This window comes from Mesorhizobium sp. M0663, assembly GCF_040320585.1.
GTDB lineage: Bacteria > Pseudomonadota > Alphaproteobacteria > Rhizobiales > Rhizobiaceae > Mesorhizobium.
This window is the reverse complement of record NZ_JAMYPX010000009.1, coordinates 1-24,764: the sequence shown is the minus strand read 5'-3', so window position 1 is coordinate 24,764 and position 24,764 is coordinate 1. Positions and strand designations below refer to the sequence as shown.

The window sequence follows — 24,764 nt, the reverse complement described above, 5'->3', positions numbered from 1 at the left end:
GCGAAACTCCGTCGCGGAGACCCTGGGATGGCGAAAGCACGGTCCGGCGTTCACCGCGAGCGGATGAACTCCGCGAAGGCGGATAGGGCATCGCGCATCGTCAGCCGGTTTTCCGGCTGCGATAAGATATCCTCCACCTCCGGCGGCCTCTTACCGAGCAGCGCGATTTCGAGCGCTGCTTCCTCATGGAGCGCGAAAGACATTGTCCGCATGACCTCGACCAGTGCGGCGCGGGCAAACAGCGAGCGCCGCGAGGCATGCACCAGCATGGCTGGCTTGCCAACGGCGGCATCGCGCGACACCAGCCAGTCAAGCGCGTTCTTCAGGCCGCCTGGCACACCGTGGGCATATTCCGGGCAGGAAACGATGACGCCGTCAGCGGCGGTGACCGCATCGATCAGCACTGCTGCTTGCGGCGGCGTCCGCTCGCCTTCGTCGTCGGGGTTGAAGATCGGCAGCCGCCCAAGCCCGTCAAAGACGCCGACATGGCAACCCGGCGGCGCGTTTCGCGCGAGCGCCGCGACCAGGGCCGAATTGGTCGAGGCGGCGCGCAGGCTGCCGGAGATGGCGAGGATGTTCAGCAAAGGAATGGAGACCGGCTTGGGCGATTCGTTGCCGATCACGCTACCACATGGTCTCCCTGTATTCCTCGTCCAGCCAGCGGTCGGTCGCCTCGGCCGAATCGGCGAGCGCCAGCTGGTCGCGCAGGATCTGGCCGAGCGTCGGCAGCGTCGCGCGGTCGTACCAGCTCTCCGGCTTCCACAGTTCGGAGCGCATGAAGGCCTTGGCGCAATGCATATAGGCGGCCTTGACCGTCACCACGACGACGCTTTGCGGTGCCTTGCCGTCGACCGCCAGCCGCTCACGCAATGCCGCATCGACGGTGATGCGGGCATCGCCATTGACACGCAGCGTTTCGTTCATGCCGGGAATGAGGAAGAGCAGCCCGATCGAGGGATTGAGAAGGATGTTCTCCAGCGTGTCGAGCCGGTTGTTGCCGGGACGGTCGGGGATGGCGATGGTCTTTTCGTCGAGCACTGTTACGAAGCCCGGCCTGTCGCCCTTGGGCGTCACATCGGCATTGCCGGCGCCGTCGGACGAGCCGATCAGCACGAAAGGGCTCTTGCCGATGAAGGAACGGCAGTGGCCGTCCAATGCCTTCAGTTCCTTGCGGATCGAGCCGTCAGTCGGCCGAGGCGTCTTGTAGATCGTCCTCAACTCGTCGCGTGTGGTGATGAATTCCATGCCCCTCTCCTCTTATTCTGACGCAATTCCCTAGGGAAAGCGCTACGCGCTTTTCCCGGGAAAACCGCTACACACTTTCCTGGAATTGCTCTATTTGCCGGCCTTCTCTTCCTTGCCGGTCTTGTCCTCGAGCGAATGGCGCAGGATCAACGGCATTTGGCTTAACGTGAAGACAAGGGTAATGGGAATCGTGCCCCAGACCTTGAAATAAAGCCAGGCTTCCTCAGAAAAGTTGCGCCACACGACCTCGTTCAGCGCAGCCAGAAAAAGGAAGAAGAGCCCCCATCGGAAAGTGAGCTTGCGCCAGCCTTCGGCGTCGAGATTGAAGGCGGAATCAAAGACATAGCCCAACAGCGATCTGCCAAACGCCAACCCGCCAAGCAACGTGATGCCGAACAGGCTGTTGATGATTGTCGGCTTCATGAAAGCGAAGGTCTTGTCCTGCAGCCACAGCGCCAGCGCGCCAAACACAAACACCACGATGGCCGAGACCAACGGCATGATCGGCCAGCTGCGCGTCAAAATCCACGAAACGCTGAGCGATAGCGCCGTCGCCACCATAAAGAACGCTGTGGCAATCAGGATAGGCTCGCCGATATGGCCGAGTATCGGAAACTTCCCGACAAGCCACGCACCGCGGATGGTGGTGAAAAAGAACACCAGGCCAGGCCCGAGTTCGAGCAGGAATTTCAGGCCGGGGTTCAATGCCTTGCGGCGCGGATCGGACAGGTCGCGTTCGAGGATGGGTGGGCTCATAGGGTCCTTCTTACGCATGATTCAATCCAAAAAGCCTGCAACTTTTTGGGATCATGCTCGTCAAGCCACGCCAGCGATCGCCCTGGCGAATTCGCTTGCGGAAAAGGGTTCGAGGTCGTCGACCTGTTCGCCGACGCCAATGAAATAGACCGGCAATTTATGCTTTGCCGCGATCGCCACCAGAATACCGCCGCGCGCCGTGCCGTCCAGCTTGGTCATCACCAGGCCGTTGACGCCGGCGACATTGCGGAAGATCTCGACCTGGTTGAGCGCATTCTGGCCGGTGGTGGCATCGACCGTCTGCAGCACGGTGTGCGGCGCTTCCGGATCGAGCTTGCCCAGCACCCGGACGATCTTTTCCAGTTCCGCCATTAGTTCGGTCTTGTTCTGCAGCCGCCCGGCGGTGTCGATGATCAGCACGTCGGAGCCGGCCTCCTTCGCGCGCTCGAATGCATCGTAGGCGAGGCCGGCGGCATCGGCGCCGAGCTTCGAGGCAATGACCGGCGAGTTGGTACGCTCGCCCCAGATCTTCAGCTGCTCGATCGCGGCTGCGCGAAAGGTGTCGCCGGCGGCGAGCATCACCGAGAGGCCGCCATCGGTGAGCTTTGCGGCGAGCTTGCCGATGGTCGTGGTCTTCCCGGTGCCGTTGACGCCGACCACCAGGATGACATGCGGCTTGTGGCTGAGGTCGAGCTCCAACGGCATGGCGACGTGGGTCAGCACCTTCTCAACCTCGGCCGCCATGATGGCCCGGACTTCGGTGTCGGAGACGTCCTTGCCGTAGCGGCTGGCGGAGAGCGCGTCGGTAACGCGCAAAGCCGTCTCCATGCCGAGATCGGCGCGGATCAGCACATCCTCCAGGTCCTGCAGCGTGTCCTCGTCAAGTTTCCGCTTGGTGAAGACGCCGGCGATGTTGCCCGACAACTCCTTGGAAGAGCGGGCAAGCCCGTCTCGCATGCGCTGGAACCAGGAGCGCCTCGGCGCCGGTTCGGGCGCCTTCTGCGGCTCGGCTTTCTGCTCGACCTTCTTGGTTACGCTGACTTTGCCGGGGGCGGGCTTTGGCTCCGGCGCTGGTTGCGGAACGGCTTCTGGCTCGGGCTTTACCTCCCCCTCGATGGGAGGGTGGGGCGCCGGCACGACCTCCGGTTCGGGCGCGATCTCGGTCAAGATCGGTTTCGTCTCGGCCGGCGCTGGCTGGCGGATCGGGGGCGGTATTTCGGCGGGCGGGACTTCGCGCGCTTGCGCCGCTGAGGGAGCCTCGGTGGGCACTACCGGCACTTCGACGGGTGCAGGTTCTGGCTGGGAGGGGACGATTTCTGGCTGCTGCGGCTCGGCCCGGATCTCCTCCGGTTCCTCAGCAGGCGTTTCCGGCTCGGGTGGAATGGTCGGCGGCGGCTCAGGCTTCTGCGATTCCGGCGCCGGTTGGGGTGCCGGAGGCAACTCTGGTTCGACTGGCGGTGGAGGTACGGCTTCGACTTCGGGTCGCGACACGTCGCGTTTCAAAAACTCCGGGACGGCCTGCTCGGCGGCCGGTTTCAGCGCCTCCAGTTCGTCCCATTTGATCGGCGGCAGCGGTGCGGTCTCGTCGGGCCGCTCCTCGACGACTTCCTTCTTGCCGAACGAAAATATCTTCTTGAAAAACCCAGCCATGTCTTGCGTTCTCAGGCGGCGCGGGCGGCAAGCGGCGCGGCGATCAGTCGGATACCGTCATGGCCGGCGATATCAGCCTCGACGATGTCGCCCGGAGCGCCGGCAGAGACCGCGGCCAGCGTAAACCCTTCGGTGCGGCCAAGGCCGTCACGCTCGACCAGGATCGACTGATGCGTTCCAGCGAGCGAGGCAAGATGGCGGCGATAGGCGGCCTCGCCGGCGGCGCGCAGGCGTGCCGCGCGTTGCTTGACGACGTCGCGGCGGAGCTGCGGCATGCGCGCGGCGGGCGTGCCCTGGCGCGGCGAAAACGGAAAGACGTGGAGATGCGTCAGGCCGCATTCCTCGACGATCTCCAGCGAGTTTTCGAACATGACGTCCGTCTCGGTCGGGAAGCCGGCGATGATGTCGGCGCCGAAAACAATGCCGGGGCGCAGTTTGCGCACATCCTCGCAAAAGCGGATCGACTGGTCGCGGCTGTGCCGGCGCTTCATCCGCTTCAGGATCATGTCGTCACCCGATTGCAGCGACAGATGCAGATGCGGCATCAGCCTCGGCTCGGTGGCGATGGCGTCCAGCAGATCGTCGTCGGCCTCGATCGAATCGATGGAGGAAAGCCGCAGGCGTTTCACGTCGGGCACCTGCTTCAGGATCGTCTTGACCAATTTGCCGAGCTTCGGCGCGCCCGGCAGATCGGCACCGAAACTGGTCATGTCGACGCCGGTCAGCACGATCTCGGCATAACCATTGCCGACGAGTCGCTTGACCTGCTCGACGACGGCGCCCATCGGCACCGAGCGCGAATTGCCGCGACCGTAAGGAATGATGCAGAAGGTACAGCGGTGGTCGCAGCCGTTCTGCACCTGGACAAAAGCGCGCGCCCGGCCCTCGATGGCGTCGACCATGTGGGCGGCCGTCTCGCGCACCGAAAAGATATTGTTGACGCGCGCCTTCTCAGTGTCGTTGACGCCGAAATCCGGCAGCGCGCGATAGGAATGCGCCTTCAGCTTTTCCTCATTGCCGAGGACGAGATCGACCTCGTCCATGGCGACGAAATCCTGCGGGCCGGTCTGCGCGGCGCAGCCGGTAACGATGATGCGGGCAGCCGGGTTCTCACGGCGGGCTTTTCTGATCGACTGCTTGGCCTGGCGTACAGCCTCGCCGGTGACGGCGCAGGTGTTGAAGATGATGGCACCGCCTTCGAGCCCGCCGAGGCCCGCACTTTCGGCTTCACGCCGCATCACCTCGGATTCATAGGTGTTCAGCCGGCAGCCGAAGGTGACGACCTCGATACCCTTGTTGCCAAGAGGAGCCATCAGGCGGCGCTTTCGGTGTCGCGCGCCCACGCCCCGGTCGACGGATCGAAGCTGCCGGAAAATTCCCATTCGGCGGCACCGGTCAGGATGACGTGGTCGTCGTCGCGCCACAAAACATGCAGCGAGCCGCCGCCGGGCGTCATCAGCGTGACGCCGCGGCCGGTACGCCGGGTGCGGGACGCGGCGACCACAGCGGCGCAAGCAGCCGTGCCGCAGGCCTTGGTCAGGCCGGCGCCGCGCTCCCAGGTGCGGATGGCCATGGTCTGCGGCGAGGTCACCTGCGCGATGGTGATGTTGGCGCGCTCGGGGAAGATCGGGTGGTTTTCGAGCAACGGGCCGAAGCGCTCGAGCTCGTACGACCAGACGTCGCTGTCGACCCAGAAGATGGCGTGCGGATTGCCCATCGAGACGACCGACGGCGAATGCAGCACCGGGGCATCGATCGGGCCGATCTGCAGCTCGATCATGCGGGTGTCGCGAAACTCCTCGGCCAGCGGGATGTCCTGCCAGCCGAAGCGCGGCCTGCCCATGTCGACCGAGATCAGCCCGTCGGCATGTTCCTCGGCATTGAGGATGCCGGCGACGGTCTCGAAGGCAAATGTCTTCTGGCCGGTCTCGGCGGCGAGCGCCTGGACGACACAACGCATGCCGTTGCCGCAGGCTTGCGCCCTGGTTCCGTCGGAATTCAAGATGTCGATGAAAAAGGCGGTGCCCGGCGTCTTGGGGTCGTGGATCGCCATGATCTGGTCGAACCTGGTCGCCGCATCGGCATTAAGCGCGACGGCTGCCGCAGGCGTCACGCGATCGGCACGGCCACGCATATCGGCAACGATGATTTCGTTGCCGATGCCGTTCATCTTGGCGAAAGGGGCCGCGCTTGCCATCGATCGAAAGGTCTCTTGCCGGTTTGGCGCCTATATGGCGGATAGCGGCAGAAATTACCAGCGCGGCGTGATTTTCAAGTCACCGCGAAGACGCCAAGCACGATCAGCAGGAAGATGATCAGCACGATGCCGATGAGGATGCGCGCGCCGGTGGCGGCGGCTCCGGCCAGTGCCGGCATGCCGAGCAGGCTCGCCGCGGCCGCGATAATCAAAAGAATGATGATCCACCTGATCATGAGATTACCTCGCAGCCGACAGGTTTGAACACGTACAAACGCTTCAGCGAGGCCTTGGGTTCCGCCGGCGGTGGCTGGGGCGGGTCGGAGAACCCGGCTGGGATATGCAGCTACGGATGCAATGTGTCATAGTATTGAATGATCCAAACGACGTGTTAGCTGGCACATGAGCTGCGGCCGGCGGATAGGAAAGTCGGGACTTGCATATTTGAGTGTCGACGGCTTGGTAAAATTTCCAATGACCGAGCGTTGGGACACAATCATTATTGGTGGCGGCCAGGCGGGGCTCGCCATGAGCTACTATCTTCAACAACATGAACGTGAGCATGTTGTGTTGGAACGCGCTCGTATTGCCGAACGCTGGCGGACGGAGCGTTGGGATTCGCTCCGATTTCAATTCATCAACCAGGCAATAGAGCTTCCTGGGCTTTCTTATCAGGGCCCCGAACCGGAGGGGTTCGCCCATCACACCGCTGTCACGCGATTCATCGAGCACTATGCGGCCAAAATTGCAGCTCCGGTTCGCCAGGGTGTCGAGGTCACGAGGCTCCGGCACAGGGATACCGGCGATTATGCATTGGAGACAAACACCGGCAGCATGAGAGCCCGCAATGTCGTAGTGGCGACGGGCCCGTTCCAGCGTTCGATGGTACCGGCGGCCGCCAGGGATTTGCCTCGATCCGTTTACCAGGTTCACGCTTCGAACTACCGCAGCCCCGACGAACTTCCCCCCGGAGCGGTGCTGGTGGTGGGCAGCGGCGCATCTGGAAGCCAGATAGCCGATGAGCTCCAGCAATCCGGGCGCAATGTCTATCTTTCGGTCAGCCCCCATCGTCGGGTGCCTCGGCGCTATCGCGGCAAGGATGTTTTGTGGTGGTTCGACAAAATGGGACGTTTCGAGATCACCATCGACAGTTTCCCGGTGCAGCGGTATCCCCCCTCGACGGTCGTAACCGGTGTCAATGGCGGTTACGATATGAACGTCCGCCGTTTTGCCCGCGATAGCGGAACGGTGCTGGGACGTGTGCTCGGATACGCCGATGGAAAACTGTTGGTGGCCGGGGATGCCTCGCAGATATTGGCTGAAGCCGATAGGTCCTATGACGATTTTGTCTCCGCTGCAGAGGCGTTGGCAGAGAAACCTGAAGTCGCGGACCACATCAGCGATGGCAATGAACGCTCAGCAACGCCAATCCTGGCGGAAGTCGGCGGCGCCCGGTCAGTGGATATCTCCGGCGAGAACGTCAGCTCGGTTATCTGGGGGACGGGATACCTCTTCGACTACAACTGGATAGATTTGCCAATTTTCGATTCGCGCGGTGCACCCGTTCAACAGCGTGGCGTGACGGCTTTTCCTGGCCTGTATTTTCTTGGCCTCCATTGGATGCATACCTTTGGCTCTGGCCTTCTCTCATATGTAGGCCGCGACGCCGCCCACATAGCCAGGTGTATGGAAGCCTTGGGTTCGCCTGCGCCGTCAGGCCGGTCGCCGGGCTAGACCGCCGGCACGTCCCAGACTTCGCCCGGCCGCAAGGCGCGAAAACGTTGCCGCGGCAGGCCGGCAGCATCGAGCGCTTCGCCGAGCTTTCTGGGCGGCTCGTCGATCGGCTCGTTGGTGAGCCGGAACGTGCCCCAGTGACAGCCGGCGGCATAGGCGGCGTTGCACAAAAGCATGCCTTGCACCGCCTCCTCCGGATCCTGGTGATGTGGCGCCATGAACCAGCGCGGCTCGTAGGCGCCGATCGGCAGGATGGCGAGGCGGAACCCGCCGTGCTTTTGCGCCATCAGCCGGTAATTGATGCCACCGTGGAAGCCGGTATCGCCGGCGAAATAGATCTTTGCGTCGGGTGTCTCGACGACGAAACCCGCCCACAGCGCCATGCGCCGGTCGCGAGTACCGCGGGCCGACCAGTGGTGCACCGGCTCGACATAGACGGCGACGCCATCGCCGATATCGACCCGGTCGCCCCAGTCATGCGCGGAAAGCCGCATACGGGGCACGGCAGCGCCGATGATCGTGTCGTTGCCGAGCGGCGTCAGCAGCAGCGGGTCGTGTCTTGTCTTCAGGCGCTTCAGCGTGGCGAGGTCGAGATGGTCGTAATGGTTGTGGCTGACCAGCACGAGGTCGATCGGCGGCAAATGCGAAAAGGCGATGCCCGGCGGATTGACGCGTTTCGGACCGGCGAAGGAGAGCGGCGAGACACGCCGCGACCAGACCGGGTCGGTCAGGATGTTCAGGCCGGCTGTCTGGACGAGCAGCGAGGAATGACCGACCATGGTGAGGCGGAGCGCTGCACCATCGATGCGCTCGACCGGTCTTGCCGGTGGAAACGGGCTCGGATCCGCCGCCGGCCATTTCGAGCGCTCGCGGCTCAATTGCCATTTCAACAGATCGGCAAAGCGACCCGGCGGCCGTCCGTTGGGATTGAAGAACAAGGTGCCGTCGAAATGATCGCTGGGCGGCCCGCTGTAATAGCGGTTGGCGGCTCTCTTTCTCGCGGCCAAGAAATCGGCTCCCTGCAGTTTGCTGATCCCAAGAGGTAATGCCGGAGCCGGCCCGCACAAGCATTTGAGGTGAACGCCAAGGATTTGGCGCCAGCGCGCCGTATCGCATCAACCGGAAGTGCCGGCCAAACGGCCAGGCGTAGCGCAATTCAGGCAATGTGCATTTTGCGACAAATTTGCAACATTAGCGGCGCAAACCGTATTTTAACCATATCGGGTTGAAATTTCGCCACCTTCTCCATCTTGGTGAGGGGGACATTGCGCGGACGGCATCCCCAGCCCGATCCGACGGAGGTTGAAGAATGAAATTTTCGAAAACCGGCCTGCTGGCCGTATCGTTGGCCGTGCTCGTTGCGAGCGGCTGTTCAACCTCACGGTTCTCATCGATGGACGAGCAGCAGCCGGCGCCGCTGGAAGCTGCGCCGGCCGGCAAGGTGACTGCAAACCAGCTGCCGCCACCGGCGACACCCGGCCCGGCCGACCCGTCGAAATTTCCGACCGCGCCGCAGAACACGCAGGTCGCCTCGCTGCCGCCCGACGGGACGGCGCCGGCCGGTGCGGCCGATCTGACCGCCTCCAGCGTCGCCGGTGTTTGGAAGGCAAGCGTGTCCGGCCAGAGCTGTCAGGTGGCGACGCCGCAGACCAAATTCGGTTCGGGCTACCGCGCCGGACCGCTGCATTGCCCGGCGCCGCTCGATGGCATCAAATCGTGGAACGTCGCCGGCAAACAGCTGACGCTCTTTGACGAGAATGGCGGCACGCTGGCACGGCTCTATTCTTCGGGCGGCGAGAAATTCGACGGCCAGACTTCCAACGGCCTGCCGATCTCGCTTACAAGGTAAGAGAACGGCCCCCCATTGTTACGCAATTCCGGACAGAAGACCGCTACACACTTTTCTTGGAATTGCTCCGGAACGACGTGACCAATGCATCTGCGTGACGGCCTCCAGACCCATGCGACCGTCAAGCAGCGCTATGACCATCTGGTCGAGACCGGCGCCATCGGGCGCGATCCGGCGCAGGAGCGGATCGCCGCTGCGCTCGACCGGCTGATCGAAGAGATATCGGCAAAGCGGCTGGCGCAGAAATCAAGCGCGCTGGGGTGGTTGTTCGCCCGCAAGCGCGAGGTGCACGAGGCGGTCAAGGGCCTTTATATCCATGGCGGCGTCGGCCGCGGCAAGACCATGCTGATGGACATGTTTTTCGAGCTGCTGCCGGTGCGGCGCAAGCGCCGGGTGCATTTCAACGACTTCATGGCCGACGTGCAGGACCGCATCCAGAAGCACCGGCAGGCTCGCAAGAACGGCACGGCCAAGGAGGACGACCCGATCCCGCCGGTGGCGCGCGCGCTGGCCGAGGAAGCCTGGGTGCTATGCTTCGACGAGTTCTCCGTCACCGACATCGCCGATGCGATGATCCTGTCAAGGTTGTTTTCGGCGTTGTTTGCCAATGGCGTGGTGCTGGTTGCCACTTCCAATGTCGCGCCGCAGGATCTCTACCGCGACGGCCTGAACCGTCAGTTGTTTTTGCCGTTTGTCGCTATCCTGGAGCGCCACGCGCAGGTGCTGGCGCTTGACGCCGACAAGGATTACCGCCTCGACAAGCTCAGCCGCATGCCGGTCTACGTCACCCCGGCCGATGCCGCCGCCGACCATGCGCTCGACGACGCGTGGGCGGTGATGACACATGGCAGGCCGACGGTCGAGACGATGCTGACGGTGAAGGGCCGGCACGTCATGGTGCCGCGGGCTGCAGGGGAGGCTGCGCGGTTTTCCTTCGCCGATCTCTGCGAGAGGCCGCTCGGCGCCCGCGACTATCTTGCCATTGCCGCCCGCTTCTCGACCATCTTCATCGACCATGTGCCGGTGCTCGGCGAAGGCAAGCGCAACGAAGCCAAGCGCTTCATCCTGCTGGTCGATACGCTCTACGATCATCATGTACGGCTGGTGATGAGCGCCGCGGCACCGCCGGCGCAGCTCTATACGGCCAAGCGCGGCAACGAAGTCTTCGAGTTCGAGCGCACCGCATCGCGGCTGATCGAGATGCAGAGCCACGACTGGCTGGAGGACTGGGCGGAGAGGCACAAGGAAAAGCGCTTGCAAAACGAGGCCGAGCAACGCCCGACCAGCCAGGTTCCGTGATGGCTCATGAGGCCAATAGAGACCGCGCCTTAGGTGCTCTAGTCGGGCTGGCTGTGGGAGATGCCGTCGGCACCACATTGGAGTTCGCCGAACGCGACAGCAGGCCGCCCCTTACCGACATGGTGGGCGGTGGGCCTTTCGGCCTCGAACCCGGAGAATGGACGGACGACACTTCGATGGCGCTTTGCCTCGCCGATTCTCTTATCGCCAGCAAAGGCGAAGTCGTACCTCGCCATCTGCTTGCGAACTTCGGTTCGGCGTGAATTCCGTGACCGGCGAATGTTTCGACATTGGCGGCGCGACGAGAGCTGCGCTGCGGGCGTTCGAGTTGTACGGTACGGTCGAGAACAATGAGGCAGAGCATCTCCAGGCCAACGGCTCGATCATGCGGCTTTCACCAGTCGTGCTGTGCGCCACAAGCCGCGATCAGGCATGTGCTCTGGCTCTCGCACAGGGCAGGACCACTCATGCTGCGCCGGTTCCTCAAAAATGCTGCGAACTTCTAGCGGGATTTCTCTGGGATATTGTCGAAACTGGCGTTCTTCCCCAAAGCGTAAAGGCAAAGGACGATCGCGCTCGTAGCGATGTGGTCAGCACCGGCCATGCTCCCGCTACGATCGACGCCGCCTGCTGGAGCGTTGCAACGACGACGGACTTCAAATCTGCGGTGCTGGCCGCGGCCAATCTCGGCGACGACGCCGATACCGTCGGTGCCGTGACCGGCCAGTTGGCCGGTGCGCTTTACGGGCTCTCGAGAATTCCCCCCGACTGGCTCGAAAAGCTTGCTTGGCTGGACGACATCCAGCGGCGGGGCGAGGATTTGTGGCGGCTTCGCGGGCTGGCGGCCTGATCTCCACACGGCCAAGCGCGGCAACAAGCTCTCCGCGCACCGCCTCGCGGCTGATCGAGATGCAGAGCCGCGACTGGCTGGAGGATTGGGCGGAAAGGCACAAGGGGAAGGGATCGTCGCTGGAGGCGCGTCAGGCGAAGGGTTAGAGCGTTATTTCAAAAACCGAAAGGCAGTGTTCCGTCACACCCCCTCTGTCCTACCGGACATCTCCCCCTCAAGGGACCCTCACGGGGGAGATCGGACGTCACGCCGGTCTTCGCCAATCTCCGTTGATACAAAAGGGCGAAGCGCCGAAGCTGCCAATCTCCCCCCTTGAGGGGGAGATGTCCGGTAGGACAGAGGGGGGTACTGGCCCGCCGACACCAAAAATCTAAAGTCGGTACACATACATCACAAAATCCTCCGCCGGCCCATGCGGCTCTTTTCGCGACTCGTAAAGTGCGCGAGCAGCAACATTGTCCGGCTCGGTGCCGACCCACGCCTCCTCACAGCCATGCTCGCGACCGAGTGCGAACATGGCGCCGAGCATCCTCGTCGCAATGCCCTGGCGTTGAAAGGCCGGCGCCACGCCGACCTCGTCTATGTAGAGTTCGCTCACCTTGTCCGGGTGGCGGTGGATGACGGCTGCGCATTGGCCAACGACGATGCCGTCGGCGAGGGCCACGACCATGAAATGACAGGGCTCCGCGAGATAGGCGGAGAGCCGATCCGGCCTGACCGGCTCGTCGAAGACTTCATCGGCAACCCGCATCACAAGGGCGTCATCGTCAGGAAACAGCCTTCTGATTTCCAGTGCCATTGTGTAGAATTCCTCTAGCCGGCTTCAGAATTTTGACGTTTACGTAACTCCCATTGTTTCTAACCGATTGAAATTACTCACTCCAAAATAATCGTTTGAATTTTTGTGCGGCCGGGGCTATTGCGTGCGGCGAATTTCGCGGTTCCGCAGCATTCCGGCCTCTTCCTCCGACGCCGTCATCAAATCGTCAAGGATTTGGGCGCCGTCATAGTCAAAGGGAAAATATCCTGACATGGCACGCAACAAGATAGCGCTCATCGGCTCGGGCATGATCGGCGGCACCCTCGCCCACATGGTCGGCCTCAAGGATCTCGGCGACGTCGTGCTGTTCGATATCGCCGAAGGCATCCCGCAAGGCAAGGGACTGGACATCGCGCAGTCGTCGCCGGTCGATGGGTTCGACTCGAGGCTGACCGGCGTCAACGACTATGCCGGCGTCGAGGGCGCGGATGTCTGCATCGTCACCGCCGGCGTGCCGCGCAAGCCCGGCATGAGCCGCGACGATCTTCTAGGCATCAATCTGAAGGTGATGGAGCAGGTCGGCGCCGGCCTCAAGAAATACGCGCCGAAAGCCTTCGTCATCTGCATCACCAATCCGCTCGACGCCATGGTCTGGGCGCTGCAGAAGTTTTCCGGCCTGCCCAAGAGCCATGTCGTCGGCATGGCCGGCGTGCTCGACAGTTCGCGCTTTCGTTATTTCCTGGCCGAGGAATTCAAGGTCTCGGTCGAGGACGTCACTGCCTTCGTGCTCGGCGGCCATGGCGATTCCATGGTGCCGATGATCCGCTATTCGACGGTTGCCGGCATCCCGCTGCCCGACCTCGTCAAGATGGGCTGGACCTCGAAAGAGCGGCTCGACCAGATCGTGCAGCGCACCCGCGACGGCGGCGCCGAGATCGTCGGCCTGCTCAAGACCGGTTCTGCCTTTTATGCGCCGGCCGCCTCGGCCATCGCCATGGCCGAAGCCTATCTCAAGGACAAGAAGCGGGTGCTGCCCTGTGCGGCGTACCTCTCCGGCCAATATGGCGTCAAGAACACCTATGTCGGCGTTCCCGTGGTGATCGGCGCCGGCGGCGTCGAGCGGATCATCGAGATCGAACTCGCGAAGAACGAGCAGAAGATGTTCGACAGTTCGGTCGCAGCGGTGCAGGGCCTGTGCGATGCCTGCGTCAAGATCGCTCCGCATCTCGCGGCCAAATAAGCCGGCAACCAAGCCCGCCAAGCAAGCTGGAGACATAGCGCATGAACATCCATGAATATCAGGGCAAGGCGCTGCTGAAGGGCTTTGGCGCACCGGTGGCCGAGGGCGTGCCGGTGTTCAAGGCGAGCGAGGCGGAGGCCGCCGCCAAGGCGCTGCCCGGCCCGCTCTATGTGGTCAAGAGCCAGATCCATGCCGGCGGCCGCGGCAAGGGCAAATTCAGGGAGCTCGGCGCCGATGCCAAGGGCGGTGTCAGGCTGGCAAAGTCGGTAGCCGAGGTCGTCGCCAATGCCAAGGAGATGCTCGGCCACACGCTGGTCACCAAGCAGACCGGCCCGGCCGGCAAGCAGGTCAACCGGCTCTATATCGAGGACGGCGCCGACATCGAGCGCGAGCTCTATCTGTCGATCCTGGTCGACCGCTCGGTCGGGCGCGTCGCCTTCGTCGTCTCGACCGAGGGCGGCATGGACATCGAGGCGGTCGCCCACGACACGCCGGAAAAGATCATTACCGTCGCCATCGACCCGGAAAAAGGCGTGACGGCCGACGATGTGAAGAAGCTCAACGCCGCGCTGAGACTCGACGGCGACGCCGCCAAGGATGGCGCCACGCTGTTCCCCATCCTCTACAAGGCCTTTGTCGAGAAGGACATGAGCCTGCTCGAGGTCAACCCGCTGATCGTCATGAGGAGCGGCCGGCTGCGCGTTCTCGACGCCAAAGTGTCGTTCGACAACAATGCGCTGTTTCGCCACCCCGACGTGCTCGAATTGCGCGACACCACCGAAGAGGACGAGAAGGAGATCGAGGCGTCGAAATACGACCTCGCCTATGTCGCGCTCGACGGCAATATCGGCTGCATGGTCAACGGCGCCGGCCTTGCCATGGCAACGATGGACATCATCAAGCTTTACGGCGCCGAGCCGGCCAACTTCCTCGATGTCGGCGGCGGCGCGTCGAAAGAAAAGGTGACGGCGGCGTTCAAGATCATCACCAAGGATCCGGCGGTCAAAGGCATTCTGATCAACATCTTCGGCGGCATCATGAAATGCGACATCATCGCCGAGGGCGTGATCGCCGCGGTCAAGGAGGTCGGCCTGCAAGTGCCGCTAGTGGTGCGGCTGGAAGGCACCAATGCCGAGCTCGGCAAGAAGATCATCAACGACAGCGGGCTGAACGTGGTGTCGGCAGACGATCTCGACGATGCAGCCAAGAAGATCGTCGCGGCGGTGAAGGGCGTCTGATGCAGCGGATGCTGGCCCTAGCGCTGACCGGCATGGCCCTTTGGGCCAGCGCTGCTGCGGCCGCGGATAGTTCGAAGTCGCCCGCGTGGATCGGCAAGAGGGTCAATCTCTTCATGAACTTATGTCCGGCAACGGCGCCCAGCTTCGGCCGGTTCAACGCGGTTGCCCGGCAAAGCGGGTTCAAGGCCGGATCCGACGGGCTGCAAGTCTACAAGGCTACGGAGATCGTTGCCTCAATCAAGAGTTCGAACGGTCGCTGCGACTGCCTGGTCTCCTTCGGCACCAACGATCCGAAGCTGGCCGCCAACATGATCCTGAAAAGGCTTCTGACCAAATATGGCAGCAGTTTCCAAGCCGATGATGACCCCAGGTCCCTTGGTGAATTGAGAACGTCTGGCGGCAATTTATCGGTGCAGATCGTGACGATCCGGCGCGCCGGGGGCCGATGGATCGGTGCTGTCGTTCACGGAAACCAAAAATGCCCAGCTTGAAAACAGAACTTCAGGGTCAAGGTCGATAGGCGATGCCTCCGCACAAGATAAACCTCGTCGAGGCGGCGGATCAGAAGATCAAGAAGGTCTTCGATCCGCATATCGCCGGCGACGTGAACGACAGCCAGGTCAAGATCGCCAAGTTCGGCGACGTCTTCGACTGGCACGCGCATGACAATGAGGACGAGGCGTTCCTGGTGCTGCGCGGGCGCATCGCCATCGATTTCCGCGACGGCACGGTGGAGCTTTCCAGCGGCGAGTTCATTGTCGTGCCGCGCGCCGTCGAGCACCGGCCGCGCTCGCTAAGCGAGGAGCCGGTGGTGCTGATGTTCGAGCCGGCAACGACGCTCAACACCGGCAATGCCAAAAGCGACCTTACCGTCGCCGAGCTGAAGCGGTTGTGACCATGAGCGCGCGGCCTTCCCCGATCAACGGTTTTTGAAAAGGACCACCATGTCCATTCTCGTCGACAAGAACACCAAGGTGCTGGTGCAGGGCCTGACCGGCAAGACCGGCACGTTCCACACCGAACAGGCGCTGGCCTATCACGGCACAAAGATGGTCGGCGGCATCCACCCCAAGAAGGGCGGCGAAACCTGGACCGGCGCCAAGGGCGAAGCGCTTCCGATCTTCGCCACCGTAGCCGAAGGCAAGGCCAGGACCGGCGCCAACGCTTCGGTCGTCTACGTGCCGCCGGCGGGTGCTGCGGAAGCGATCCTGGAAGCGATCGAGGCCGAGATCCCGCTGATCGTCTGCATCACCGAGGGCATACCGGTGATGGACATGATCAAGGTCAAGGCGAGGCTCGACCGCTCGACGTCGCGGTTGATCGGCCCCAACTGTCCAGGCGTCCTGACCCCGGACGAATGCAAGATCGGCATCATGCCCGGCAACATCTTCCGCAAGGGCTCGGTCGGCGTTGTTTCGCGCTCGGGAACGCTTACCTATGAGGCGGTGTTCCAGACCACCAATGTCGGCCTCGGCCAGACCACCGCCGTCGGCATCGGCGGCGATCCGGTCAAAGGCACGGAGTTCATCGACGTGCTGGAGATGTTCCTCGCCGACGACGAGACCAAGTCGATCATCATGATCGGCGAGATCGGCGGATCGGCCGAGGAAGACGCCGCGCAGTTCCTCAAGGACGAGGCAAAGCGCGGCCGCAGCAAGCCGATGGCCGGCTTCATCGCCGGGCGCACCGCACCGGCGGGCCGCACTATGGGCCATGCGGGCGCGGTCATCTCCGGCGGCAAGGGCGGCGCGGAAGACAAGATCGCGGCGATGGAATCGGCCGGCATCAAGGTTTCGCCATCGCCGGCCCGGCTCGGCACGACGCTGGTCGAGGCGATCAAGGGTTAGGGGAGTATGGGAGTACGGGAATAGGGGAGTAGGGAACAACACGAGGGCATTTGCCCTACTCCCTTACTCCCCTATTCCCTTACTCCCCTCCAACAAAGGAGACGAAGCAAAGGCTTCGACAGTGACATGGCAAGACAAGATCAGGCCAACGACCAGTTTTCGCTTACCTCTTTCCTCTATGGCGGCAATGCCGATTATATCGACGCGCTCTATGCCGCTTACGAGGACGATCCCGCTTCAGTCGATCCCGAATGGCAGGACTTCTTCGCGGCGCTGAAGGATGACGCCGGCGACGTGCGCAGGAACGCCAAGGGCGCCTCTTGGGCCAAGCCCTCCTGGCCGATGCAGGCCAATGGCGAGCTGGTCTCGGCGCTGGACGGCAATTGGGGCCTGGTCGAAAAGCACATCGAAAAGAAGGTCAAGGACAGGGCGGTCGGCAACGGCGCAGCGCTTTCCGACGCCGACGTGCATCAGGCGACGCGCGATTCCGTCCGCGCCATCATGATGATCCGCGCCTTCCGCATGCGCGGCCACCTGCACGCCAATCTCGATCCGCTGGGCATTGCCAAGCCGCTGGAGGATTACAACGAGCTGTCGCCGGAGAATTACGGCTTCACCGAAGCCGACTACGACCGGCCGATCTTCCTCGACAATGTGCTCGGGCTGGAATTCGGCACCATCCGGCAGATGCTCGATATCCTGACCCGGACCTATTGCTCGACGCTCGGCGTCGAATTCATGCATATTTCCGATCCCGAGGAGAAGGCCTGGATCCAGGCGCGCATCGAGGGCACCGACAAGGAGATCTCCTTCACCGCAGCCGGCAAGAAGGCGATCCTGCAGAAGCTGGTCGAGGCGGAAGGCTTCGAGCAGTTCATCGACGTCAAGTACAAGGGCACCAAGCGCTTCGGCCTCGATGGCGGCGAGTCGCTGATCCCGGCGCTGGAGCAGATCATCAAGCGCGGCGGCCAGCTCGGCATGAAGGAGATCGTGCTCGGCATGGCGCATCGCGGCCGGCTGAACGTGCTGTCGCAGGTGATGGCCAAGCCGCACCGCGCCATTTTCCATGAGTTCAAGGGCGGCTCCGCCGCGCCCGACGAGGTCGAGGGCTCGGGCGACGTGAAGTACCATCTCGGCGCCTCGTCGGACCGCGAGTTCGACGGCAACAAGGTGCATCTGTCGCTGACCGCAAATCCTTCGCATCTGGAAATCGTCGACCCGGTGGTGATGGGCAAGGCGCGCGCCAAGCAGGACTATCTGTTCGGCCGCAGCCGCGAGGAGATCGTGCCGCTGGAAGAGCGCGCCAAGGTGCTGCCGCTGCTGTTGCATGGCGACGCGGCCTTTGCCGGCCAGGGCGTGATTGCCGAAATCCTCGGCCTGTCGGGCCTGCGCGGCCACCGCGTCGCCGGCACGCTGCATTTCATCATCAACAACCAGATCGGCTTCACCACCAACCCGCGCTTCTCGCGCTCGTCGCCCTATCCGTCCGACGTGGCCAAGATGATCGAAGCGCCGATCTTCCACGTCAATGGCGACGATCCGGAAGCCGTGGTCCATGCCACCAAGGTGGCGATCGAATTCCGCATGAAGTTCCACAAGCCTGTCGTGGTGGACATGTTCTGCTATCGCCGGTTCGGCCATAATGAGGGCGACGAGCCGGCCTTCACCCAGCCGATCATGTATCGCAAGATCCGCAACCAGAAGACGACCATGCAGATCTATGCCGACCGGCTGATCGCGGAAGGCCACATCACCCAGGCCGAGCTCGAAAAGGTGAAGGCCGATTGGCGGGCGCATCTCGAGCAGGAATTCGAGGTCGGCCAGCACTATAAGCCGAACAAGGCGGATTGGCTGGACGGCGCCTGGTCCGGCCTGCGCTCGGCCGACAACCAGGACGAACAGCGGCGCGGCAAGACCGCCGTGCCGGTCAAGACGCTGAAGGAGATCGGCAAGAAGCTGACCGAGGTGCCGAAGGATTTCGAGGCGCACAAGACGATCATCCGCTTCCTCGACAACCGCCGCCAGGCGATCGAGTCGGGCGAAGGCATCGACTGGTCTACGGCCGAGGCGCTGGCCTTCGGCGCCATCCTGCTCGACGGCAATCCGATCCGGCTGTCCGGCCAGGATTCGGAGCGCGGCACCTTCTCGCAGCGCCATTCCGTGCTCTACGACCAGCGCGACGAGACACGCTACATCCCGCTCAACAATCTGTCGGCGGCGCAGGCCGGCTTCGAGGTCATCAACTCGATGCTGTCGGAAGAGGCCGTGCTCGGCTTCGAATATGGCTACTCGCTGGCCGAGCCGAAGGCGCTGACGCTGTGGGAAGCGCAGTTCGGCGACTTCGCCAACGGCGCCCAGGTGGTCTTCGACCAGTTCATCTCGTCGGGCGAGCGCAAATGGCTCAGAATGTCGGGCCTCGTCTGCCTGCTGCCGCATGGCTACGAAGGCCAGGGCCCCGAGCATTCGTCGGCCCGGCTCGAGCGCTTCCTTCAGCTTTGCGCCGAAGACAATATGCAGGTCGCCAACGTCACGACGCCAGCCAACTATTTCCACATACTGCGCCGGCAGTTGAAGCGGGACTTCCGCAAGCCGCTGATCCTGATGACGCCGAAGTCGCTGCTGCGCCACAAGCGGGCGGTATCGACGCTGCCGGAGATGTCGGGCGAAAGCGCCTTTCACCGGCTGCTGTGGGACGATGCCCAGCTGCTGTCGGGCCAGGCCATCAAGCTCACCAAGGATTCGAAGATCCGCCGTGTCGTGCTCTGTTCGGGCAAGGTCTATTACGACCTCTACGAGGAGCGCGAGAAGCGCGGCATCAACGACATCTATTTGCTGCGCGTCGAGCAGCTCTATCCGTTCCCGGCCAAGGCGCTGATCACCGAACTGTCGCGCTTCCGCAATGCCGAGATGGTGTGGTGCCAGGAGGAGCCCAAGAACATGGGCGCCTGGTCGTTCATCGATCCGTATCTCGAATGGGTGCTGGCGCATATCGACGCCAAGCATCAGCGGGTGCGCTATACCGGCCGGCCTGCCGCCGCCTCGCCGGCGACCGGATTGATGTCGAAGCATCTCGCCCAGCTTGCCGCCTTGCTCGACGACGCGCTTGGTGAATAGAACAGAACCGAAAGAAACGGACAGGCACAATGGCAACCGAAATCCGCGTCCCGACACTTGGTGAATCCGTCACCGAGGCGACCATCGGCAAATGGTTCAAGAAGGTCGGCGACGCGATCGCCGCCGATGAGCCGCTGGTCGAGCTCGAAACCGACAAGGTGACGGTGGAAGTGCCGGCCGCCACCGCGGGCACGCTCAGCGAGATCGCCGTCAAGGAAGGCGAGACGGTCGGCGTCGGCGCACTGCTCGGCACGATTTCGGCAGGCGCCGGCGCGGCAGCCAATTCCGCCGCTCCGGCAACGAAGCAGGAGGCGGTGTCGCAGGCTTCGGCTCCGACTGCGGCCTCGAGCGTCAAGCAGGCCGCTGCCGAGACGGCCAAGATCGCCGGCGACGCCGGCGCGATCGAGACGCGCACCATGCCGCCGGCACCGTCGGCAGCAAAGCTGCTGGCCGAGCACAATCTCGCAGTCGACCAGGTGTCGGGCTCGGGCAAGCGCGGCCAGGTGCTGAAAGGCGACGTGCTCGACCTGATCGCCAGGGGCGCACCGTCGCAGCCGGCAGAAATGCCGAAGGCCGCGCCTGTACCGGCACCCGTTGCCGCGCGCGCGCCATCCTCGGCCGACGATGCCTCGCGCGAGGAGCGCGTGCGCATGACCAAGCTGCGCCAGACCATCGCGCGCCGCCTCAAGGAAGCGCAATCGACCGCCGCCATGCTGACCACCTTCAACGAGGTCGACATGAGCGCGGTGATGGCGCTGAGGAGCAAATACAAGGACGTGTTCGAGAAGAAGCACGGCGTGAAGCTCGGGTTCATGGGCTTCTTCACCAAGGCCGTCACCCATGCGCTGAAGGAGATCCCGTCGGTCAATGCCGAGATCGACGGCACCGACATCATCTTCAAGAACTACGCGCATATCGGCGTTGCCGTCGGTACAGAGAAAGGCCTTGTCGTGCCGGTTGTGCGCAATGCCGACCAGATGTCCATCGCCGAAATCGAGAAGGACATCGGCAGGCTGGGGCTTGCGGCGCGCGACGGCAAGCTCTCCGTCGCCGATATGCAAGGCGGCACGTTCACGATTTCCAACGGTGGCGTTTACGGGTCGCTGATGTCGACGCCGATCCTCAATGCGCCGCAGTCCGGCATTCTGGGTATGCACAAGATCCAGGAGCGGCCGGTGGTGGTCGGCGGCCAGATCGTCATCCGGCCGATGATGTATCTGGCGCTATCCTACGACCACCGCATCGTCGACGGCAAGGAAGCGGTGACCTTCCTGGTGCGGGTCAAGGAAAGCCTGGAGGATCCTGAGCGGCTGGTGCTCGACCTCTAGGGGCGGCCGACGTGAGCCGGAGCATCGATCTGCGCCGCCGGATGAGTTCGTCTCGTTTCCGGTCCGGTTTGTTTGTCACAATCTGCGCACTCGGCGTGCAGACGGTCTCCGCGGCCCTCGCCGCCTGCCCGCTCGAGCTCGCCGTCTATGGCGATCCTGAAAACGCCGCCGAGATCGATTTCAGGCCGACCGGCGAGTCGGCCGCCGTCACCAACAGCTTCAAGATGGTGCTCGACAAGGGCGTCGTGCTCGACGGCATCGTCATGTGGACCGAGGGCGCGGCGCAGCCGCATGGCTCGCTGATGTACAAATGCCCGGCCGGCGACGTCACCGGCGACGAGCTCGCCGCCTGCACCGTGTGGGAGGGCGTCATCTACACTGCCGACGACCAGGGCAATATCGCGTTGCTGCCGGGCGAAGGAAAGGATGCGCCGAAGAAGCTGATCTTGCCTGACTTGGGAGCGTCGTTGCAGATGTCGGCGGCCTATGGCGCCAACGGCTTTTCCAAGGTGCCCTGGGACGTCTTTGCCCTGAAGGGATGTCAGGAATGAGCGCGAGCGGAAAGATCCTGCTGGTGACCGGCGGCAGCCGCGGCATTGGTGCCGCTACATGCAGGCTTGCCGCCAAGGCCGGCTATCGCATTGCGGTCAATTACGCGTCGAATGCAAAAGCCGCCGAAGCGGTGGTCGCCGACATCGAGGCCGCTGGCGGAGAAGCCTTCACAGTCAAGGCCGATGTCGGCAGCGAGACGGACGTATTGGCCATGTTCGAGGCTGTCGATGGCCGTTTCGGTCGGCTCGACGCGCTCGTCAACAATGCCGGCGTGGTCGACCAGAGCGCGTGCGTCGACGAGCTTAGCGCTGCAAGGCTGGAGCGCATGATGCGCATCAATGTGATCGCGCCGATGCTTTGCGCCCGCGAGGCGGTGAAGCGGATGTCGACCAGGCATGGCGGCAAGGGCGGCGCCATCGTCAATGTTTCTTCGATCGCGGCAAGGCTTGGCGGGCCGGGTCAATATGTCGACTACGCCGCCTCCAAGGGCGCGGTCGATTCCTTCACCATCGGGCTTGCCCGCGAAGTGGCCGGCGAAGGCATTCGTGTCAACGCGGTCAGCCCGGGCATCATCGACACCGAAATTCATGCCTCCGGCGGGCAGCCGGATCGCGTCGAGAGAATGCGCAAGGTGGTGCCCATGCAGCGCGTCGGCACCGCCGAGGAAGTCGCGGCCGCAATTCTCTGGCTGCTGTCGGACGAGGCGTCCTACACAACAGGCGCCAATCTGGAAATCGGCGGCGGCCGCTAAAGCAAAAGGGACAGTATCATGGCCTATGACGTCGTTATCATCGGATCGGGACCAGGCGGCTACGTCTGCGCCATCAAGGCGGCGCAGCTCGGTCTGAAGACGGCGGTAGTCGAAAAGAACCCGACCTTCGGCGGTACCTGCCTCAACATCGGCTGCATCCCGTCAAAGGCGCTGCTGCACGCGTCCGAGATGTTTGCCGAGGCCGGCCATTCCTTCGAGGCGCTCGGCGTCGAGATCGGCGCGCCCAAGCTCAATCTTGGGAAGATGATGGCACACAAGGATGCGACGGTGACGGCCAATGTCAATGGCGTCGCCTTCCTGTTCAAGAAGAACAAGATCGACAGTTTTCGTGGCACCGGCAAGGTAGTTGCGGCCGGCAAGGTGTCGGTGACCTCCGATGACGGCAAGGTCGAGGAGATCGAGACCAAGAACATCGTCATCGCCACCGGCTCCGACGTCGCCGGCATTCCCGGCGTCAAGGTCGATTTCGACGAGAAGGTGATCATATCGTCGACCGGCGCGCTGTCGCTGGACAAGGTGCCGGGCCATCTGGTGGTGGTCGGCGGCGGTGTCATCGGTCTGGAACTCGGCTCGGTATGGGCGCGGCTCGGCGCCAAAGTCACCGTGGTCGAGTTCCTTGACACCATCCTGGGCGGCATGGATGGCGAGGTCTCCAAGCAATTCCAGCGCCTGCTGTCGAAGCAGGGCTTTGAATTCAGGCTGGGCGCCAAGGTGACCGGCGTCGCCAAGGCCAAGAAGGGGGCGACGGTCACCTTCGAGCCGGTCAAAGGCGGTGCGGCCGAGACGATCGAGGCGGACGCGGTGCTGATTTCGACGGGACGACGGGCCTATTCGGACGCTCTCGGGCTGAAGGAGACCGGCGTCGACGTCGATGAGCGCGGCCGGGTCAAGACCGACGGCCATCTCAGGACCAACGTGCCTGGCATCTATGCCATCGGCGATGTCATCGCCGGGCCGATGCTTGCACACAAGGCTGAGGACGAGGGCGTGGCGGTGGCCGAAACCATCGCCGGCCAGGCCGGTCATGTGAACTATGACGTGATTCCGAGCGTCGTCTACACCACGCCGGAAATCGCCTCGATCGGCAAGACCGAAGAAGAATTGAAAAAGGCCGGCGTCGACTACAAGGCCGGAAAATTCCCGTTCAGCGCCAATGGCCGCGCGCGCGCCATGCTGCACACCGACGGCTTTGTGAAAATCCTGGCCGACAAGGCCAGCGACCGTGTGCTCGGCGTCCACATCGTCGGCTTCGGCGCCGGCGAGATGATCCACGAGGCGGCCGTGCTGATGGAATTTGGCGGCTCGTCGGAAGACCTAGCCCGCACCTGTCACGCCCATCCGACAATGTCGGAAGCGGTGAAGGAGGCGGCACTGGCGACGTTCTTCAAGCCGATCCATATCTGAGCGGTTGAATCGCAGGCGACGGTGGCGATTGGCGAAAGCGGGGCTGATAGCCAATCTCCCCCCAAGTGGGGGAGATGTCCGGCAGGACAGAGAGGGGCGCGAAGGAGATAGTGTGCTGGAGGTTCTGCAAAAAGTTTTGGAGAGAGAACGGCGCCTGCTCTGAGGGGCGAGCGGCCATGGCACGGTGGTGACATTGCGATCACCGATTCCCGTGGAAGGGGAAGTGCCATGACCAATCGAGACGTTAGACTGAGCAGAGGCGAGTTGAAAGCGTTGCTGTTGTCGGATGAGGACGGCTTTCGCCAGGCATTGCAGAGTGTCGTGCAGGAGGTTCTTGAAGCCGAGATGACGGAGGCGATCGGGGCCGAGAAAGGGGAGCGGACGGCGGGGCGGACGAGTTACCGGTCCGGCTATTACGAGCGCAAGCTGGTGACGCGGGTCGGGGTGCTGGAGCTTCGCGTTCCGCAGGATCGGGCTGGCCGGTTCTCGACGGAGTTGTTTGAGCGCTACCAGCGTTCGGAGAAGGCATTGGTGTCGGCGCTGGTCGAGATGTACGTGCAGGGCGTCTCGACCCGCAAGGTGAAGGCGGTGACGGAGGAATTGTGCGGCCACTCTTTCTCGGCCTCGACGGTGAGCGAGGCGACGATGCGGCTGGATGAGGCGCTCAAGGCGTTCTTCACGCAGCGGCTCGAGGAAAGCTATCCGTATCTCATTTTGGACGCGCGCTACGAGCGGGCTCGCGAGGCGGGCGTGATCGCCAGCCAGGCGGTGCTGGTGGCGATCGGCGTGGATTGGGAGGGCCGGCGCCAGGTTCTGGGCGTGGAGCTGGCCAACCGGGAGAGCCATTCGAGCTGGCGCGAGTTCGTGACGGGGCTCAAGAATCGCGGGCTCGCCGGCGTCGAGTTCGTCGTCTCCGACGACCATCCGGG

Annotated in this window: 24 protein-coding genes and 1 pseudogene; 16 read left to right on the top strand and 9 right to left on the bottom strand. The window is 63.2% G+C overall.

Annotation, left to right across the window (positions count from 1 at the left end; genetic code table 11):
- Positions 1-50 precede the first annotated feature (50 nt).
- The 7 genes from NKI54_RS17675 to NKI54_RS17645 form a co-directional block, all read right to left on the bottom strand.
- The gene (locus NKI54_RS17675; RefSeq protein WP_352692123.1) at positions 51-584 is read right to left on the bottom strand and encodes an NADPH-dependent FMN reductase; all 534 of its coding nucleotides are present in this window, start codon (positions 582-584) and stop codon (positions 51-53) included.
- 40 nt (positions 585-624) lie between these two features.
- Positions 625-1,245, bottom strand: coding sequence for a pyridoxamine 5'-phosphate oxidase family protein (locus tag NKI54_RS17670; protein WP_352456344.1), 621 nt, complete (start codon positions 1,243-1,245; stop codon positions 625-627).
- Positions 1,246-1,335: 90 nt separating this feature from the next.
- Positions 1,336-2,001 (bottom strand): septation protein A, encoded by a 666-nt coding sequence (locus tag NKI54_RS17665; RefSeq protein ID WP_023679806.1) that lies wholly within the window; start codon positions 1,999-2,001, stop codon positions 1,336-1,338.
- 60 nt (positions 2,002-2,061) lie between these two features.
- A complete protein-coding gene (ftsY, locus tag NKI54_RS17660) occupies positions 2,062-3,651 on the bottom strand; it encodes a signal recognition particle-docking protein FtsY (protein WP_352692087.1) in 1,590 nt (529 codons plus the stop codon).
- Between the two features lie 11 nt (positions 3,652-3,662).
- Positions 3,663-4,964 carry a tRNA (N(6)-L-threonylcarbamoyladenosine(37)-C(2))-methylthiotransferase MtaB gene (mtaB, locus tag NKI54_RS17655; protein ID WP_352692086.1) on the bottom strand — a complete coding sequence of 434 codons (1,302 nt, stop codon included), beginning with the start codon at positions 4,962-4,964 and terminating at the stop codon, positions 3,663-3,665.
- The gene (dapF, locus tag NKI54_RS17650; RefSeq protein WP_352692085.1) at positions 4,964-5,848 is read right to left on the bottom strand and encodes a diaminopimelate epimerase; all 885 of its coding nucleotides are present in this window, start codon (positions 5,846-5,848) and stop codon (positions 4,964-4,966) included. The genes mtaB and dapF overlap by 1 nt, the downstream gene beginning before the upstream one ends.
- Before the next feature lie 74 nt (positions 5,849-5,922).
- Complete coding sequence (locus NKI54_RS17645; RefSeq protein ID WP_031195454.1) at positions 5,923-6,084, bottom strand: DUF1328 family protein; 162 nt, start codon at positions 6,082-6,084, stop codon at positions 5,923-5,925.
- A 238-nt stretch (positions 6,085-6,322) separates the two neighbouring features.
- Here NKI54_RS17645 and NKI54_RS17640 point away from each other — a divergent pair, with 238 nt between their 5' ends.
- Positions 6,323-7,582, top strand: coding sequence for a flavin-containing monooxygenase (locus NKI54_RS17640; RefSeq protein WP_352692083.1), 1,260 nt, complete (start codon positions 6,323-6,325; stop codon positions 7,580-7,582).
- Here NKI54_RS17640 and NKI54_RS17635 read toward each other — a convergent pair.
- Complete coding sequence (locus NKI54_RS17635) at positions 7,579-8,589, bottom strand: MBL fold metallo-hydrolase (RefSeq protein ID WP_352593777.1); 1,011 nt, start codon at positions 8,587-8,589, stop codon at positions 7,579-7,581. The two genes, NKI54_RS17640 and NKI54_RS17635, sit on opposite strands and share 4 nt — an antisense overlap.
- A 302-nt stretch (positions 8,590-8,891) precedes the next feature.
- Between NKI54_RS17635 and NKI54_RS17630 the strand changes: the two genes are divergently transcribed.
- From NKI54_RS17630 to NKI54_RS17610, 4 genes and pseudogenes are all read left to right on the top strand, one after another.
- Positions 8,892-9,431, top strand: a complete 540-nt coding sequence (locus NKI54_RS17630; RefSeq protein ID WP_023679800.1) for a protease inhibitor Inh/omp19 family protein — start codon at positions 8,892-8,894, stop codon at positions 9,429-9,431.
- Positions 9,432-9,515: 84 nt separating this feature from the next.
- Positions 9,516-10,730, top strand: a complete 1,215-nt coding sequence (gene zapE, locus NKI54_RS17625; RefSeq protein ID WP_352636447.1) for a cell division protein ZapE — start codon at positions 9,516-9,518, stop codon at positions 10,728-10,730.
- Positions 10,730-11,580: pseudogene (locus tag NKI54_RS17615) on the top strand (ADP-ribosylglycohydrolase family protein). The gene zapE and the pseudogene NKI54_RS17615 overlap by 1 nt, the downstream one beginning before the upstream one ends.
- Positions 11,553-11,726 (top strand): hypothetical protein, encoded by a 174-nt coding sequence (locus NKI54_RS17610; protein ID WP_352692124.1) that lies wholly within the window; start codon positions 11,553-11,555, stop codon positions 11,724-11,726. Before NKI54_RS17615 ends, NKI54_RS17610 begins: the two are co-directional and overlap by 28 nt.
- A 224-nt stretch (positions 11,727-11,950) precedes the next feature.
- Here the strand turns inward: NKI54_RS17610 and NKI54_RS17605 are convergent, their stop codons facing one another.
- The gene (locus NKI54_RS17605; RefSeq protein WP_352636444.1) at positions 11,951-12,379 is read right to left on the bottom strand and encodes a GNAT family N-acetyltransferase; all 429 of its coding nucleotides are present in this window, start codon (positions 12,377-12,379) and stop codon (positions 11,951-11,953) included.
- A gap of 232 nt (positions 12,380-12,611) precedes the next feature.
- Between NKI54_RS17605 and mdh the strand changes: the two genes are divergently transcribed.
- From mdh to NKI54_RS17550, 11 genes are all read left to right on the top strand, one after another.
- Positions 12,612-13,580, top strand: a complete 969-nt coding sequence (mdh, locus tag NKI54_RS17600; RefSeq protein ID WP_352636443.1) for a malate dehydrogenase — start codon at positions 12,612-12,614, stop codon at positions 13,578-13,580.
- 41 nt (positions 13,581-13,621) lie between these two features.
- Positions 13,622-14,818, top strand: coding sequence for an ADP-forming succinate--CoA ligase subunit beta (gene sucC, locus NKI54_RS17595; protein WP_352578097.1), 1,197 nt, complete (start codon positions 13,622-13,624; stop codon positions 14,816-14,818).
- Entirely contained in the window at positions 14,818-15,309 is a 492-nt protein-coding gene (locus NKI54_RS17590) for a hypothetical protein (protein WP_352578098.1), read from the top strand. The genes sucC and NKI54_RS17590 overlap by 1 nt, the downstream gene beginning before the upstream one ends.
- A 32-nt stretch (positions 15,310-15,341) precedes the next feature.
- Entirely contained in the window at positions 15,342-15,713 is a 372-nt protein-coding gene (locus NKI54_RS17585; protein ID WP_023679793.1) for a cupin domain-containing protein, read from the top strand.
- 49 nt (positions 15,714-15,762) lie between these two features.
- Entirely contained in the window at positions 15,763-16,665 is a 903-nt protein-coding gene (gene sucD, locus NKI54_RS17580) for a succinate--CoA ligase subunit alpha (RefSeq protein WP_352450172.1), read from the top strand.
- A 126-nt stretch (positions 16,666-16,791) separates the two neighbouring features.
- Positions 16,792-19,779, top strand: coding sequence for a 2-oxoglutarate dehydrogenase E1 component (locus NKI54_RS17575; RefSeq protein WP_352692077.1), 2,988 nt, complete (start codon positions 16,792-16,794; stop codon positions 19,777-19,779).
- 29 nt (positions 19,780-19,808) lie between these two features.
- The gene (gene odhB, locus NKI54_RS17570) at positions 19,809-21,107 is read left to right on the top strand and encodes a 2-oxoglutarate dehydrogenase complex dihydrolipoyllysine-residue succinyltransferase (RefSeq protein WP_352636441.1); all 1,299 of its coding nucleotides are present in this window, start codon (positions 19,809-19,811) and stop codon (positions 21,105-21,107) included.
- A gap of 11 nt (positions 21,108-21,118) precedes the next feature.
- Positions 21,119-21,658: a hypothetical protein gene (locus NKI54_RS17565; protein ID WP_502898228.1), complete on the top strand. Its 540-nt coding sequence runs from the start codon at positions 21,119-21,121 to the stop codon at positions 21,656-21,658.
- Entirely contained in the window at positions 21,655-22,410 is a 756-nt protein-coding gene (locus NKI54_RS17560) for an SDR family oxidoreductase (protein WP_352570008.1), read from the top strand. Before NKI54_RS17565 ends, NKI54_RS17560 begins: the two co-directional genes overlap by 4 nt.
- A gap of 18 nt (positions 22,411-22,428) precedes the next feature.
- Positions 22,429-23,835: a dihydrolipoyl dehydrogenase gene (lpdA, locus tag NKI54_RS17555; protein ID WP_352570007.1), complete on the top strand. Its 1,407-nt coding sequence runs from the start codon at positions 22,429-22,431 to the stop codon at positions 23,833-23,835.
- 228 nt (positions 23,836-24,063) lie between these two features.
- Positions 24,064-24,764, top strand: a 701-nt coding sequence (locus NKI54_RS17550) for an IS256 family transposase (RefSeq protein ID WP_352692074.1), incomplete at its 3' end; no start/stop codon positions are given.